13 protein-coding genes are annotated in these 13500 nt (G+C 61.8%); 5 read left to right on the forward strand and 8 right to left on the reverse strand.

Translation table 11 applies throughout. The features are described from left to right. Positions 1 to 8 precede the first annotated feature (8 nt). Positions 9 to 1451 carry an aldehyde dehydrogenase family protein gene (locus F8N66_RS18140; protein ID WP_150771483.1) on the reverse strand — a complete coding sequence of 481 codons (1443 nt, stop codon included), beginning with the start codon at positions 1449 to 1451 and terminating at the stop codon, positions 9 to 11. Positions 1452 to 1544: 93 nt separating this feature from the next. Between F8N66_RS18140 and F8N66_RS18145 the strand changes: the two genes are divergently transcribed. Then, complete coding sequence (locus F8N66_RS18145) at positions 1545 to 2432, forward strand: LysR family transcriptional regulator (RefSeq protein ID WP_150771484.1); 888 nt, start codon at positions 1545 to 1547, stop codon at positions 2430 to 2432. Between the two features lie 113 nt (positions 2433 to 2545). Here the strand turns inward: F8N66_RS18145 and F8N66_RS18150 are convergent, their stop codons facing one another. Next, positions 2546 to 3451, reverse strand: a complete 906-nt coding sequence (locus F8N66_RS18150; protein ID WP_150771485.1) for a LysR family transcriptional regulator — start codon at positions 3449 to 3451, stop codon at positions 2546 to 2548. A 107-nt stretch (positions 3452 to 3558) separates the two neighbouring features. Between F8N66_RS18150 and F8N66_RS18155 the strand changes: the two genes are divergently transcribed. Continuing rightward, entirely contained in the window at positions 3559 to 4647 is a 1089-nt protein-coding gene (locus F8N66_RS18155; RefSeq protein ID WP_150771486.1) for an SDR family oxidoreductase, read from the forward strand. Between the two features lie 25 nt (positions 4648 to 4672). On the opposite strand, the gene F8N66_RS18160 is transcribed toward F8N66_RS18155, so the two are convergent. The 4 genes from F8N66_RS18160 to F8N66_RS18175 form a co-directional block, all read right to left on the reverse strand. Beyond that, on the reverse strand, positions 4673 to 5347 hold the full coding sequence (locus F8N66_RS18160; protein ID WP_150771487.1) for an NADPH-dependent F420 reductase: 675 nt from the start codon (positions 5345 to 5347) through the stop codon (positions 4673 to 4675). Positions 5348 to 5900: 553 nt separating this feature from the next. After that, positions 5901 to 7937, reverse strand: coding sequence for an LTA synthase family protein (locus F8N66_RS18165; RefSeq protein ID WP_150771488.1), 2037 nt, complete (start codon positions 7935 to 7937; stop codon positions 5901 to 5903). Positions 7938 to 7989: 52 nt separating this feature from the next. Beyond that, entirely contained in the window at positions 7990 to 8583 is a 594-nt protein-coding gene (locus F8N66_RS18170) for a hypothetical protein (RefSeq protein ID WP_150771489.1), read from the reverse strand. Then, entirely contained in the window at positions 8580 to 9878 is a 1299-nt protein-coding gene (locus tag F8N66_RS18175; protein ID WP_150771490.1) for a sialidase family protein, read from the reverse strand. The genes F8N66_RS18170 and F8N66_RS18175 overlap by 4 nt, the downstream gene beginning before the upstream one ends. A gap of 262 nt (positions 9879 to 10140) precedes the next feature. Between F8N66_RS18175 and F8N66_RS31830 the strand changes: the two genes are divergently transcribed. Beyond that, on the forward strand, positions 10141 to 10356 hold the full coding sequence (locus F8N66_RS31830) for a hypothetical protein (RefSeq protein WP_150771491.1): 216 nt from the start codon (positions 10141 to 10143) through the stop codon (positions 10354 to 10356). A 59-nt stretch (positions 10357 to 10415) separates the two neighbouring features. Here F8N66_RS31830 and F8N66_RS18185 read toward each other — a convergent pair whose 3' ends face one another. Both F8N66_RS18185 and F8N66_RS18195 read right to left on the reverse strand, forming a co-directional pair. Beyond that, positions 10416 to 10910, reverse strand: coding sequence for a PaaI family thioesterase (locus F8N66_RS18185; protein WP_150771492.1), 495 nt, complete (start codon positions 10908 to 10910; stop codon positions 10416 to 10418). A 443-nt stretch (positions 10911 to 11353) separates the two neighbouring features. Continuing rightward, a complete protein-coding gene (locus F8N66_RS18195; protein WP_150771493.1) occupies positions 11354 to 12271 on the reverse strand; it encodes a LysR family transcriptional regulator in 918 nt (305 codons plus the stop codon). Positions 12272 to 12396: 125 nt separating this feature from the next. Between F8N66_RS18195 and F8N66_RS18200 the strand changes: the two genes are divergently transcribed. Further along, entirely contained in the window at positions 12397 to 13155 is a 759-nt protein-coding gene (locus F8N66_RS18200; RefSeq protein ID WP_150771494.1) for a 5-oxoprolinase subunit PxpA, read from the forward strand. A 93-nt stretch (positions 13156 to 13248) separates the two neighbouring features. Beyond that, a complete protein-coding gene (locus F8N66_RS18205; protein WP_150771495.1) occupies positions 13249 to 13494 on the forward strand; it encodes an acetyl-CoA carboxylase in 246 nt (81 codons plus the stop codon). Positions 13495 to 13500: the final 6 nt, after the last annotated feature.

The following is a 13500-nucleotide window of genomic DNA, read 5'->3' on the forward strand; positions in this document are numbered from 1 at the left end:
GCGCTCCATCAAGGCCGGACGTAGGTGGTCTTGACCACGGTGTAGAAATCCCGGGCGTACTGCCCCTGTTCGCGCGGGCCGAAGCTGGAGGCTTTGCGGCCGCCGAACGGCACGTGGTAATCGGTACCGGCAGTGGGCAGGTTGACCATCACGCAGCCGGTCTGGGCGCGGCGCTTGAACTCGCTGGCATGGCGCAGCGACTGGGTGATGATCCCGGCGGTGAGGCCGTATTCGGTGTCATTGAGGGTGGCCACGGCTTCTTCGAAATCACGTACGCGGATGACGCAGGCGATGGGGCCGAACACTTCCTCGCGGTTGATGCGCATGTCGTTGCGGCTGTCGATGAACAGCGCCGGGCGCATGAAGTAGCCGTCGGTTTCCAGCTGCAGGCGTTCGCCGCCTTCGACCAGCGTCGCGCCCTCGGCCTGGGCCAGGCGCAGGTACTCCAGGTTCTGCTCCAGTTGCCGCGCCTCGGCCACCGGGCCGATCTGCACGCCGGCCTCCAGGGCGTGGCCGACCTTGAGCTGGCGCATGCGCACGCGCAGGGCTTCGACGAAGCGATCATGGATGCCGTCGCAGACGATCAGCCGCGAGGACGCCGTGCATTTCTGCCCGGTGCCGAAGAACGCGCCGTTGAGGGCGCACTCCACCGCCACGTCGAGGTCGGCGTCGTCCATCACCACCAGGGCGTTCTTGCTGCCCATTTCCAGTTGGCAGCGCACCAGGTTGCCGGCGGTGGCGACGGCGACACGTTTGCCGGTGGCCAGGGAACCGGTGAAGGTCAGGGCATCGATATCGGCCGACTGAATCAGGGTTTCGCCGACACTGGCGCCGCTGCCCATCAGCAGGTTGAAGGTGCCGTGGGGCAGGGCCTGGCGGCTGATGATCTCGGTCAGCGCCCAGGCACTGGCCGGCACCAGGTTGGCCGGCTTGAACACCACGGCGTTGCCGAAGGCCAGGGCCGGGGCGATTTTCCAGGCCGCGGTGGCCATGGGAAAATTCCAGGGGGTGATGATGCCCACCACGCCGACTGGCTCGCGATGCACCAGGATATCGATGCCGGGACGCACCGAGTCGGCGGTCTCGCCCATCTGGCGCAGCACTTCGGCGGCGTAGTAATGGAAGAACTGGCCGCTGCGGTTGACCTCGCCGATGCCTTCGGCCAATGGCTTGCCTTCTTCGCGGGAGAGCAGTTGGCCGAGTTCTTCTTTGCGGGCGATCAGCTCGTCACCGATGGCCATCAGCACTTGTTGGCGCGCTTCCAGGCCAGTGGCCGCCCACAGGGGTTGCGCGGTGCGGGCGGCCTGGATGGCCAGCCGGGTCTGTTCGGCGCTGGCCTGGTGGTACAAGCCGATCAGGTCGCGGCTGTCCGAGGGACTGTGGTTGCTCTGCGTGGCGTGGCCTTCGCACCACTGTCCATCGATGTAGTTTTTGTAGGGAGTGAGTGACATTGAGAAGCCTCCGTTTGCGTGGCTTTCATCTTGCGAGCAATATGACGCAAATAAAAATTAATAAAAAAAATGATCTGATAAGGATTACTAACCATGCTGCCCGAGCTGAAAATCGCCCAGTTGCGCTACTTCCTGCTGGTGGCCGAACTCAAGAGCTTCCACGCCGCCGCCCGCCAGGCCTACCGCACGCAGCCGGCGATCTCCCTCGCGGTGCGCGAGCTGGAGCAGAAGCTGGGCCAGGCGCTGATCGAGAAGGGCGGCGGTCGAGTGGAGCTGACGCCCTTTGGCGAGCATTGCCTGCCGCTGTTCCGAGGCCTGATCGACCACCACGACCGCATCGCCCGCGAGGTGACCTTGCTGGTCCAGCACGAGATCGGCCAGGTCAGCATCGCCACCGTGCCGTCGGTGGCCAGTCGCCTGTTGCCGGGGCCACTGGCGCGTTTCGTCGCCGAGCACCCCAATGTGCAGATCAGCATCCAGGACGGCACCGCCGACAGCGTCCAGCAGTTGCTGACGCAAGGGGTTGTGGACTTCGGCATCAGCAGCATGTGGGTGGCGGACGAACAGATGGAGTTCGCGCCGATCCTCAACGACCAGGTGGGCGTGGTGTGCCGGGCCGATCACCCTTTGGTGCAGGCTGGTGGGGCGTTGCACTGGTCACATTTGCAAGGCTTGCCGATGATCCGCAACGGCACCTCACGGCTGCTGGAGGGCACCGAAGCCGAATGCCTGCTGGAGCACAGCCGCCTGTTCATCTCCAACATGATTTCGTTGATCGCGATGCTGGAAGAGGGCGTGGGCATCAGCACCTTGCCGTACCTGGCGTTCCCTCAGGAGAACGAAAAACTCGCCTTCCTGCCGCTGGCCGAACCGAAGGTGGAACGGCAGATCGGCATGCTCACGCGTAAAGGGCGCAGCCTGTCGCCGGCGGCGGGGGCGTTGATGAGGTTTTTGAAGGCGAACACCTCGCCTCAGCCGTAATCCGCCCCCTGTAGGAGCGAGCCTGCTCGCGAAAAACGCCCAGACACCGCGTTCATTCAGACAGCCAGCGTTATCGTTGACGTCCATCGCGAGCAGGGCTCGCTCCTACAGACTCAGGTGAGCCGAACGTTTGCCACCAGGTAATCGAGAAACACCCGAACCCGCAGCGGCATCTGAGTACCCTGGCCGAGAAAGACCGCATGCACGGGGTCAGTGTCTCCGGGGTTGAAGGCTTGCAGCACCGGCACCAGTCTTCCCGATGCAATGTCGTCCACCACCTGGAATTCATCGAGACGCGCCAGGCCTGCGCCCGCCACCGCCAACTGGCGCAGAGCCTCGCCGTCACTGGCAGTCAGATTGCCTTGCGGCGAGATGATCTGCTGCGAACCATTGACGATGAATGGCCAGCCTTTGAGCGTGCGTGTGTAGCCGAAGTCCAGCAGGTTATGGCGGGTCAGATCGTCCGGCTGGGTCGGCAGACCATGGCGCTCCAGATAGTGAGGCGACGCAACGACGACCATTCGGGTCTCGCCCAGCTTTCTTGCCACCAGCCGCGAACTCTCCAGCGGACCGTGACGAATCGCCACGTCGGTGCGCTCCTCAACCAGATTGACCACTTGATCCGTCAGCACGATATCGAGCGCGATACCCGAAAAACGCGCGAGAAATTCGTTAACCAGCGGAAATAGCACGCCCTGGGCAAAAGGCACGCTGGCACTGACCCGCAGACGCCCCCGTGGATCGCCCTGTCCCGAGGTGCTGCGTTCGGCATCTTCCACATCCGCCAGGATTCTTACGCATTGTTCATAGAACGAATGGCCTTCGGGCGTCGGCATCAGCCGCCGCGTCGTGCGATTGAGCAAGCGTGCCTGAAGGCGCGTTTCAAGGCGTGTCAACAGCTTGCTGACGGCCGAAGGCGTCATGCGAAATTCCCGTGCAGCCGCTGAAAAATTGCCGAGCTCCATGACCCGGACAAACACTTCCATCTCTGCCAGACGATTGATATCCCAACGTGCCATTGTGAATGTATGTCATAGAAGCCAGTCGTGATTGCAGTCTATATCACAGGTGCTGGCGAAGGCATCCTGTCTCTCAACCGCACACAACGTGCGCAAGGAGAGAGCTGATGAGTGACATTCAAAACACTGGAGATCGCGTGAGCCCTGCAGCGGTCCATGCAAAAGTCGCGCTGGTCGTCGGCGCCAACGGCATCATTGGTAACGCCGTCGCGCAGGAACTCAAGCGCGAAGGCTGGCGGGTCCGGGCGCTTGATCGCCGAACCGTCACGGGCACCGAGACGGTCATCGCCGACCTGACCGACGCCGATGCCGTGGCCCTCGCGGTAAAGGCTGCCCGAGATACCACGCATGTTTTTTACGCGGCCTTCAGCCCCGATCCGGACCTGGCCGTAGAAGCCAATCGCAATGCTGGTATGTTGGCCAACGTCCTCGATGGACTGGAGCGAGCGGATTCGGCCCTGGAGCGGGTGGTCATCTATCAGGGATTCAAAATCTACGGCTCCCACCTTGGCGCGACCGTTCGTACACCGGCACTGGAAAACGACGCAGGGCATATGCCGCCGAATTTGTATCTCGCCCAGGAAGCGCAACTCAAACAACGCGCGGACAAGGCTCGCTGGGATTATGTGGCGCTGCGACCTGACCTGGTGATCGGGGATATCTTTGGCAACCCGATGAACATTGCACTGGTCATTGGGGTCTTCGCAGCACTGTCCCGGGAACTGAACATTCCGATGCGATTCCCTGGCACCGATAAAGCCTACGGGCAGTTGCAGCAATTCACCGATGCCGGCTTGCTGGCCCGGGCCAGTGTCTGGGCTGCATTGAGCGAGACTGCGGGTGGAGAGGCGTTCAATATCACCAACGGTGACATTTTTCGCTGGGAGCGCATGTGGGAGGACGCGGCCAGGCATCTGGGGATGGAAACGGCATCTGTGGTGCCACTAACGCTTACGCGCCACATGCCGGACAAGGCAGCGCTCTGGCGCGAGATCTCCGAGCGTCACGGCCTGATCCAGCCGGACCTGGAAAAGCTGGTTCAGTGGGGCTTCGGGGATTTCATCTTCCACACCGAGACCGACATCATCTCGGATACCAACAAAATCTACCGTTACGGCTTTACCGAAAGGGTCGACTCGAAAGCCTCGTTGTTCGAGGCGCTGGACAGTCTCAGGAAACAACGTGTGCTGCCTTGAGGGATAGGCATTCGGTGAGTGGCGGCTAAGGCGCCAGCTTGCCCTTGAGTTCAGCTTCGCTCCAGATCCCGGCGAGCGGGCCGCCCGGCAAACCTTCATTGGCTCGCGCCAGCGGGAACAGCACCGGCACGAATCCGGCGTCGCGCACCAGGCGGGCGCCCATGTCCCGGGCCTGGGCGTCGTCGGCGAACACGGGCAGCGCCTTACCCTGGCCGGACTGGTCTTTCATCGAGGCGAAACCAATGGCGTTGAAGGCCCGGGCCAGGTGTATCCCGGGCAAATACTGCTGGTCGGCCAGGGCGACGCCGGTGTCCAGCGCCTTGCGCCCGATGTCGCCGTCACGCCCGCTGAACGGGTTGCTGGTACTGAACACCACCTTGCCGTCGAGCTTGCCCTTCAACTGTTCGGACAGCGCCGGCATGGCGCCGTAGGGAACACTCAACACGATCACATCGCCCCAGGCGGCGGCCTCGCTGACGGTGCCCGCCCGGGCGTTGGGACCGGCGCTCTTGACCAGATCGTCCAGTTCTTCGGGGTGGCGCGAGGAAAACATTACCGAGTGTCCGGCCTTCACCCACAAGGTGCCCAGCGTACCGCCGACATTACCGGCGCCGATCACGCTGAGCTTGAGGCTGTCCGCCATGGCCTGGCTGGTGCACAGGACCATGCCGGCGAAGATCAGAAAGAGGGTTCTGGACATGCGCGGTGCTCCTGCGTTGCTTGAACGGTGTTGTTACCACCCTAGTACAGGATTTTCTAAAGACGATGAATCGATCCGGATGCACGCGTACCCCTGTGGGGGCGAGCCTGCTCGCGAAAAACGCCCAGACACCGCGATCATTCAGACAGGGCGCGTTATCGTTAACGTCCTTCGCGAGCAGGCTCGCTCCTACAGGGAAGTGTGCACATCCACCAAAGCCAGGTCGGCTTTAAGGCCGCCTCGCTTGGCTTTTGATTTTGATCTGGGCGCCCCGTTAAACCACGCTGGCCGAACGCAGGCATTGCGCAGTGGGGAAACCGGCAGGACGCCGGTTTAGCCGCGCTGGGCCAGGGACGGCCCATCGCGGCGACCCACGGAGCAATGCCGGAGAGAGGGCATGCCGAGCCCTAGCGAGGCACCGAGTGGTGGGGCAAGAGCGCTTTGGTTACTTTCGCGCTTTTCGAAAGTGACTCGCCGTAAGGGCGAAACCATAAGTCGCCGTTACCGCAGCAACGGATATTCACCCAACCCAACCCAACCCAACCCAACCCAATCACTTACGCACATTCTGATAAAGCATCAACCTGGACGTCTCATGCATGCCCCGGGTCAGTTCAACCAAACGCTTGAACTCCTCGGGATTTTGCTGCGCCACGTTGTCCAGCGGCGTCGGCGAGGCCAGGTCGTGCAGCGTCGGCGAGCTGCCGTCGTGTTCCATCTGCACCATGTAATGTTGAGTGACCCCCGCAATCAGCGGGAAGGTGCCTTCGCGCAACACCAATGGCACCACGCGTTCCCCTTCGGGCGCGGGCTGCTGGATGTCGCGCCCCAGGCCGCCGTTGCGGAACTCAAGGCCGGCCATGCCCGCCACGGTGGGCAGCAAGTCCACCAGGCCGACGGCTTCCTTGACGGTGCGCGTACCGAGCAGGCCCGGTGCGTGGATGATCATGGGCACCGCGTTGCTTTCCAGGCCCAGTTGCTCGTACGCCGGTGCCAGGAAAGGGATCTGGGCGATGCGGGTGTTGTGGTCGCCAAACAGCACGAAAATGGTGTTGTCGTAGTAACCGCCGGCCTTGGCGATTTCCATCAGGCGTCCGATGTTGAAGTCCAGCAGGCGCACGGCGTTGTACTGCTCGACACTGCGCGATCCGGCGGCCTGGACTTGCTCCAGGGTCGGGTGCTTGACCTCGAACCCGTCATTGCTCTTGGGAATCGTGAACGGACGATGGTTGCCGGCCGTCTGCACATAGGCAAAGAACGGTTTGTCCTTGGGCAGTGCCTGCAGGATCCGGTCGGTTTCCTTGAACAGGTCCAGGTCTGAAATCCCCCAGACATCCACCACCGGGGATTGCCAGTCCCGTTCTTCGTACAGGCGAACGCCGTCGATGCTCTGGCGGATCAGGGCGTTCATGTTGGCCCAGCCGGAGTTGCCGCCGATGGTGTAGATCTTCTCGTAGCCGGTGAAGGCATTGATCAGGGTGTTCTGCTGGGTGATCAGCGGATTACGGGTCGCGGTTTCCTGGCGGGTGACGTCGGGAACCCCGCTGATGCTGGCCCAGACGGTTTTGGCGGTGCCGGTGACCGGCACGTAGAAGTGCTCGAAGAACCAGCTCTGGGTGGCCAGGCGGTCGATATTGGGCGTCGGGTTGATCGGGTTGCCGTAGGCGCCGACGGCACTGGTGCCCAGCGACTCCAGCATGACAAACATCACGTTGGGCGGGCGCGAACTCGAGACCTTGTAGGGCTGTGGCGCCTGGTGACGGACGAAATTCAGGGTGTTCGGGTCGGGCTGGTCGACCCCCAGGTACCTGGAGATCACGGCGTAGTGTTCACGCACCTGCGCTTCGTCGTAGCGCGACTGGCCAACCTTGACCGTGTCGTAGAGGAAAATCACCGGGTTCAGGCCCAGCGCCGCGACCTGGTTATCGCCGGAGAAGAACGCATCGCTCCAGCGCAACGGGACAGGGTTTTCCAGGTTCATGTTCTCGACCCGGCCCAGGATGCCCAGCAGCACCAGCACCACCATCAACGCGCTGCCCCATGTGACGGAGAGCGGATGAATGGCTTTGCGCGGGCGATCCAGCGTGACCCGTTCCAGACGCACCAGCGCCAGGGTCACCAGGGCGACCGTTGCCAGCCAGCCCAGTGAGATCCAGATCACCGGGTAGGTTTGCCAGACCATGTCACGGGAGATTTGCGCGTCCTCGATGAAGCGCAGCACGGTGGCGTTGATCCGTACGCCCAGGTAGGCGTAGTGGCCGAAATCGACGATGTAGATCAGCAGCAGGGCGCCCATGGCGAGGAACACATACACGCGGGCCAGTCGGCGCAGCAGGCGGCTGTTTAGCAGGTTCCAGCGCGGCAGCCAGGCCAGCAGCGCCAGTGGCAACATGACCAGGATGGCCAGGCGCAGGTCGAAACGAAAGCCGATGCCCAGGGTTTCCAGGACGGCCGGCTTGTCGCCCAACGCGCTGGCGTCGAAACCGGAAAAGCCGAAAAAGAACACCACCCGCAGCACCGCAAACAGCACAAACGCAATCGCTGTTGCGCCGAGCCAATAGTGCAAGCGTCTTGATTGCAGCCAACCCATCCGTGTTCCCCTGTTAAAAATGTCGTTGAATCTCAAACGGATCTGGCGTCGTTCACTGAGCGCGCCACGTGTTCAGCCAGCCAAAGGTCCAGCGCGCGGCCAGCAGCAGCAATGCCGTGCAGCAATACAGGCCCAGCAGCGGATCAACCAGGTAATCCCAGTAGTTATGCGACGGTTTTATCCCGGCGATGAAGGCCAGGGTCGCCGTGGCCAGCATCACCACCGCCAGGTAGTTGCGCCGGTAAAACAGGCCTGCGGTGAGCAATCCAATGAAAACCAGCATCGGGCGCGGGCTGAAGCCGAACCGGTAAGGGTCCAGGTAACTCATGCCCAGCGTGGCCGGATAGAGCACCAGCGCCAACGCGGCAAAGATGATCAACACGCTGGTTTTACCCGGCTGCGCCGGCGCCAGGAAATCCAGTCGACGCAAACAGCCCCACGCCATGAACACCAGCGTGGTGATCGCCAGGTCATCGATGTGGCTGCGCAAATACGCCGCCAGCGACAAGCCGTTGAGCGGCAGGAAACTGGCGGCCAGCAATGCAAGCAACAGTGCGATCCGCGCGGGCCTGTTCAAGCCAAAGGCAGGCAGCAACAGGAACACGATCAAAGTGAAGCTGACGTGGGCTTGCCACAGGTTGATCATTTGGAACGCTCCGACAGCCATGCATCGTTGAAGGTGACGTGCTTGATGAAGGTGTTGTTCCAGGAATAAACCAGGTGATACAGACCGTCGGGACTGCGGATGAAATAGGGGTATTCGTATTCGAAACTGCAGGCCTGATCCTTGCAGACCCGGTTGTCGAGGTTGTTCAGGAACTGCGCCTCCAGCGGTTGGCGCAGTGCGCCACTGGACCCGCGAAACTCTCTGCCGATGATTTCCTTGTAGGCCTGGGGCGAAAACGTATCGCCCTCGGGATCAGGGGATTTGTCGAGGTCGCGCAGCGAGCGCCAATCGTCCATTTTCGCGTCGGTGCCATAAAGACTGAGTTTGAAGCGCCCCTCCTGCAAGTCATTGAGCGCCACCAGCAACCCGTGCTCGGGCGTTGCGACGGCCGCCAACGAAGAGTTGGGATTGGAGGGGTCGAGCGGATAGGGCTCGCTCCAGGTTTGCCCGGCGTCTTCAGTGCGGGTCGCCAGCACGCGGTGATGGGTATTGCCGGCATAGCGCAGCAAGGCAATGCCGCGCTGCCCGTCCAGCGGAACGACTGTGGGTTGCAATGAATTGCTGCCGTAGCTGATGCGGAATTTATCGATCACATCACCGTCTGCGCTCAGGTACAGGTACTCGGCAAACTTGCCCAGGAATTCGTGGTAGACCGGCAAGCCGATGGAACCGTCGGCATGAAACACCGGGGTCGAACGCACCAGGGTGCTGATATTCAGGAAGGGTGAGGTGATCAACTGGCGTGGCGCGGACCACTGGCGACCGAAGTCGTCCGAGACCATCACATTCACCGCACTGCCGGCCCAGCCGCCCATGGACACAGACACGTAGAACAGCCAGAGGCGGTTGTCCGGGGCCAGCGCGATGACCGGGTTACCCAGTTTGCGGATGTACCTGCCCGTGCCCTGTTGGGTTGAATCGCGAGTCGCCAGGACCTGTTCGGCGCCCCATTCGGCGGTCTTCGCGTCGAAGCGGGCGGAGCGTACCTGCACATCGGCGGCGCCTTCGCGGGTGCCAGCGAACCAGACCGACATCAGGCTACCGTCGGGCAGGGCGGTGACCGCCGAGGAATGCACGAAGTCCACCAGCCCGGATGAGGCAAATCGACTGGTATAAATGGGCTTGGCGACTTGATCGGCCACCGCCTTTACCGGGTTCATCAGGGCAAAGGGCGAATGGACCGGCGCAGGGTGGGTAAACCAGGCGGCCGCAAAAAGACAGAAGAGGGCAATGTACGCCCCGAAAACGGGAAGGCTCTGTAGTTGGATGCGCATGATTAAGGCTGTGCATCTCTTGGCCAGGTCAGGCAGCTTAACCTATCACTTGTAGTTACAAACTCGCCGTTTAGCGAGCGACTGCTTTGTAAGCAAATGTTTGCAGCGCCCCGGGATTCCTTAGGGATCCACCATCACTTCTCTGAATTTACCTGCGGAATCATTAAGTTACTTCATGGTCACAGGCACGGCTGAATCTTGTCTGGACGAAGATGACGAGTTGCCATCACCCATCAATACCTTCCACGTTTAGGGCGTTCCTATGAATCGCGCAGTCATCATGACCCTGGTCATTTTCAGTTCATTGCTGTTGGGAGGCTGTGGCCCACACTGGGATGATGGAGAACGCTACGGTCGATACCACGACCATGATCATCGACGCGGTTACGACCAAAGGGATGACGATGGTCGGGATTATGACCACCGATATGATCGTGACCACCGTCGTTACCGCGATCGCGACGACCGCGACGATTGAAGTGATCGCAGCCTGCGGGATGACGGGTTCAACCGCAGGCTGTGATGTTTTCGGGCCGATCAGCGCCCGTGCGCCGCGTCCGCCAGTTGCCCGGTATCGACCCGGACAAACACCGAATCACCCACCGCCGTCAGCACATCCCCGGCGAAGACTTCGCAGATCACCCGGGTCTTGCGCCCGACCTCGCCTTCCACTTTTGCCTTCAGAAGCAGCGGCATGCCCATGGGGGTCGGCTTGATGAACTTGATGCCCAGGTTGCCGGTGACGCAGTTGATGCGCGGCAGGCTGTCGGCTTCGCGTTGTTCGGCCCGGTAGTGGTAGGCCATCGCCGTCCAGTTGGAATGACAGTCGACCAGCATTGCAATCAGGCCGCCGTAGACCAGGTCCGGCCAGCCGCAATACTTGTCGTCCGGCACATGCTCGGCCACCACGTGCACGCCGTCTTCGTGCCAGTAGCTCTTGATGTGCAGCCCGTGGGGATTGCCGCCGCCGCAGCCGTAGCAAACGCCGTCCGGCGCGGCGCTGTCTTGCAGGGAAGTGTCGAGGGTGGACATGCCTTGATCATCCTTAAAATGTGGAAGCCAAACGGATACTGAATTGAACACTTTACCCCTGTGGGAGCGGGCTTGCTCGCGAAGGCGGTGTGTCATTCACCGATGATTCCGAGTGCGCTGGCCCCTTCGCGAGCAAGCCCGCTCCCACAGGTTTCCCACCTGCCTTCAGCGCCGCGCCGAATGCTGTTGCGGTACCAGAAGCGCATCGTGGAAGTAATGTGCAGCCCGTGGGGATTGCCGCCGCCGCAGCCGTAGCAAACGCCGTCCGGCGCGGCGCTGTCTTGATCATCCTTAAAATGTGGAAGCCAAACGGATACTGAATTGAACACTTTACCTCTGTGGGAGCGGGCTTGCTCGCGAAGGCGGTGTGTCATTCACCGATGATTCCGAGTGTGCTGGCCCCTTCGCGAGCAAGCCCGCTCCCACAGGTTTCCCACCTGCCTTCAGCGTCGCGCCGAATGCTGTTGCGGTGCCAGAAACGCATCGTGGAAGTAATTGCGGAACGCCTGCATCGCCGGGCTGAATTCGCGCTCGCGGTGCCAGGCCAGGCCGACGCTCATGGGGGTGACCTTGTCGGTGATGGTCACGGTTTCGATGCGCTTGCCTTCCAGCGACCAGGGGCGATGCACCAGGTCGGAGAGGATCGCCACGCCGCTGCCGTTGGCCACCATGCTGCGCACCGCTTCCACGGAACTGGTGCGGACCCTGACGTTCGGCGCCTGATGGGCGTGTTCCCAGTAGCGCATGGCGCTTTGTTCGGCTTCGTCGACGGTCAACAGGATATAGGGTTCTTTCGCCACGTCGGCAAGGCTGACGGCGGAGCGTTCGCACAGCGGATGGTGGCTGGGCAGCCACAGCCGGCGTTCGGAGTTGAACAGGGTTTCCGAGACGATGTCCGGGTGCGTGAGGTTCGAAGTGAGCACCACCGCCATGTCGAATCGACCTTCGAGCAGGCCCTGTTCGATGGCTTGCCGCTCCTGCTCGTGGACTTCGATGGCCACGTCCGGATGCCAGTGTTCCAGCCGTTGCAGATGGTGCGGCAGGAAGTAGCCGATCACCGTGTAGCTGGCGGCCAGGTGCAACAGGCCGCTGGCGCGGACGTCGGGGAGGGGGCTGTTCAGGGCGTCGTCGACGCTGCGCAAGATTACGTAGGCGCGGTTGAGAAAGTGTCGCCCGGCATCGGTCAGGCTCATGCCCTGGGCCGAGCGCTGGAACAACAGCGTGCCGAGCATGCCTTCCAGTTCCTTGATCGCCGTGGTCACCGCCGACTGGGAAATGTTCAGGTGAATCGCCGCCTGGGAGATTTGTCCGATCTCGGCGGTGGCGACGAAATAGCGGACCTGGCGCAGGGTCAGTGACATGAAAACTCCAGCGTATGGGGTATCTGAATTTCAGAAGATGACCCCTCTGATAATAGATCTTCCCAAGGGGGTGGCGGGAATTTAACGTGGCCTGCATGAAGTCACAAGCGTCAGGAGCAAGCGTCATGCAGGCAGTAGATTTCAACTCGGACATGGGCGAAGGCTTTGGCCCGTGGACCATCGGCGATGGCGTCGACAATGAACTGATGGGCTTCATCAGCTCCGCCAATATCGCCACCGGTTTCCATGCCGGCGACCCCGGCACCATGCGCCGCACCGTCGAGCAGGCCAAGCGCCTGGGCGTGGCCATCGGCGCGCACCCAGGCTTTCGCGACCTGGTCGGCTTCGGTCGCCGCCACATCAATGCACCGGCCCAGGAGCTGGTGGACGACATGCTTTATCAGCTCGGTGCGCTGCGTGAACTCGCCCGGGTTCAAGGCGTAGCCCTGCAACACATCAAACCCCACGGCGCGCTGTACATGCATCTGGCCCGGGACGAGGAAGCCGCCCGCTTGCTGGTGGAAAACCTTCAGCGCCTGGAGCCCGATTTGCTGCTGTATTGCATGCCCAATTCAGTGATCTGGCGCGTCGCCAAAGAGCTTGGCCAACCGGTGATCCGCGAGTTCTACGCCGACCGCGAATACGACCTCAGCGGTTCCATCGTCTTCACCCGCAACGTGCGGGCCTACGACCCGGTGCAAGTGGCGGCGCGAGTGCTGCGTGCTTGCCAGGAAGGCGTGGTGCGCACCGTCGAGGGCGAAGACCTCGCGATCGAATTCGATTCCATCTGTTTGCACAGCGATACACCGGGCGCCCTGGCGCTGGTCGAAGCCACGCGCAAAGCGCTGGATGACGCAGGGATCAAGGTCCGCGCACCGCGCTGATGCACAACGAAACACCAGGCACAGATAAGCCCGGGTTTACACACCGATTCATTTTTTGCCTGCCTTTCTACAACTATTCCAAGAGGAACAGACATGGCCGAACACAGCGTTATTACCCCGTTGCCGGGCACCTTCTATCGCAAAGCCACCCCGGAATCGGCGAACTACGTCGAGCCGGGCGCCGAAGTCAGCGCCGACACCGTGATTGGCCTGATCGAAGTCATGAAGCAGTTTTCCGAACTGACCGCCGGCACGGCCGGTCGCCTGGGCGCGTTCCTGGTCGAAGACGGTGATCCGGTGGAGCCGGGTCAGGTCATCGCCACACTTGACGACGCGTGAGGGCAC

This window comes from Pseudomonas fluorescens (assembly GCF_902498195.1).
GTDB lineage: Bacteria > Pseudomonadota > Gammaproteobacteria > Pseudomonadales > Pseudomonadaceae > Aquipseudomonas > Aquipseudomonas fluorescens_BU.

Excerpts from the sequence above, each read along its gene's own strand:
- F8N66_RS18140 (WP_150771483.1), bottom strand. The coding sequence starts at position 1,451 with ATGTCACTCACTCCCTACAAAAACTACATCGATGGACAGTGGTGCGAA.
- F8N66_RS18145 (WP_150771484.1), top strand. The coding sequence starts at position 1,545 with ATGCTGCCCGAGCTGAAAATCGCCCAGTTGCGCTACTTCCTGCTGGTG.
- F8N66_RS18150 (WP_150771485.1), bottom strand. The coding sequence starts at position 3,451 with ATGGCACGTTGGGATATCAATCGTCTGGCAGAGATGGAAGTGTTTGTC.
- F8N66_RS18155 (WP_150771486.1), top strand. The coding sequence starts at position 3,559 with ATGAGTGACATTCAAAACACTGGAGATCGCGTGAGCCCTGCAGCGGTC.
- F8N66_RS18160 (WP_150771487.1), bottom strand. The coding sequence starts at position 5,347 with ATGTCCAGAACCCTCTTTCTGATCTTCGCCGGCATGGTCCTGTGCACC.
- F8N66_RS18165 (WP_150771488.1), bottom strand. The coding sequence starts at position 7,937 with ATGGGTTGGCTGCAATCAAGACGCTTGCACTATTGGCTCGGCGCAACA.
- F8N66_RS18170 (WP_150771489.1), bottom strand. The coding sequence starts at position 8,583 with ATGATCAACCTGTGGCAAGCCCACGTCAGCTTCACTTTGATCGTGTTC.
- F8N66_RS18175 (WP_150771490.1), bottom strand. The coding sequence starts at position 9,878 with ATGCGCATCCAACTACAGAGCCTTCCCGTTTTCGGGGCGTACATTGCC.
- F8N66_RS31830 (WP_150771491.1), top strand. The coding sequence starts at position 10,141 with ATGAATCGCGCAGTCATCATGACCCTGGTCATTTTCAGTTCATTGCTG.
- F8N66_RS18185 (WP_150771492.1), bottom strand. The coding sequence starts at position 10,910 with ATGTCCACCCTCGACACTTCCCTGCAAGACAGCGCCGCGCCGGACGGC.
- F8N66_RS18195 (WP_150771493.1), bottom strand. The coding sequence starts at position 12,271 with ATGTCACTGACCCTGCGCCAGGTCCGCTATTTCGTCGCCACCGCCGAG.
- F8N66_RS18200 (WP_150771494.1), top strand. The coding sequence starts at position 12,397 with ATGCAGGCAGTAGATTTCAACTCGGACATGGGCGAAGGCTTTGGCCCG.
- F8N66_RS18205 (WP_150771495.1), top strand. The coding sequence starts at position 13,249 with ATGGCCGAACACAGCGTTATTACCCCGTTGCCGGGCACCTTCTATCGC.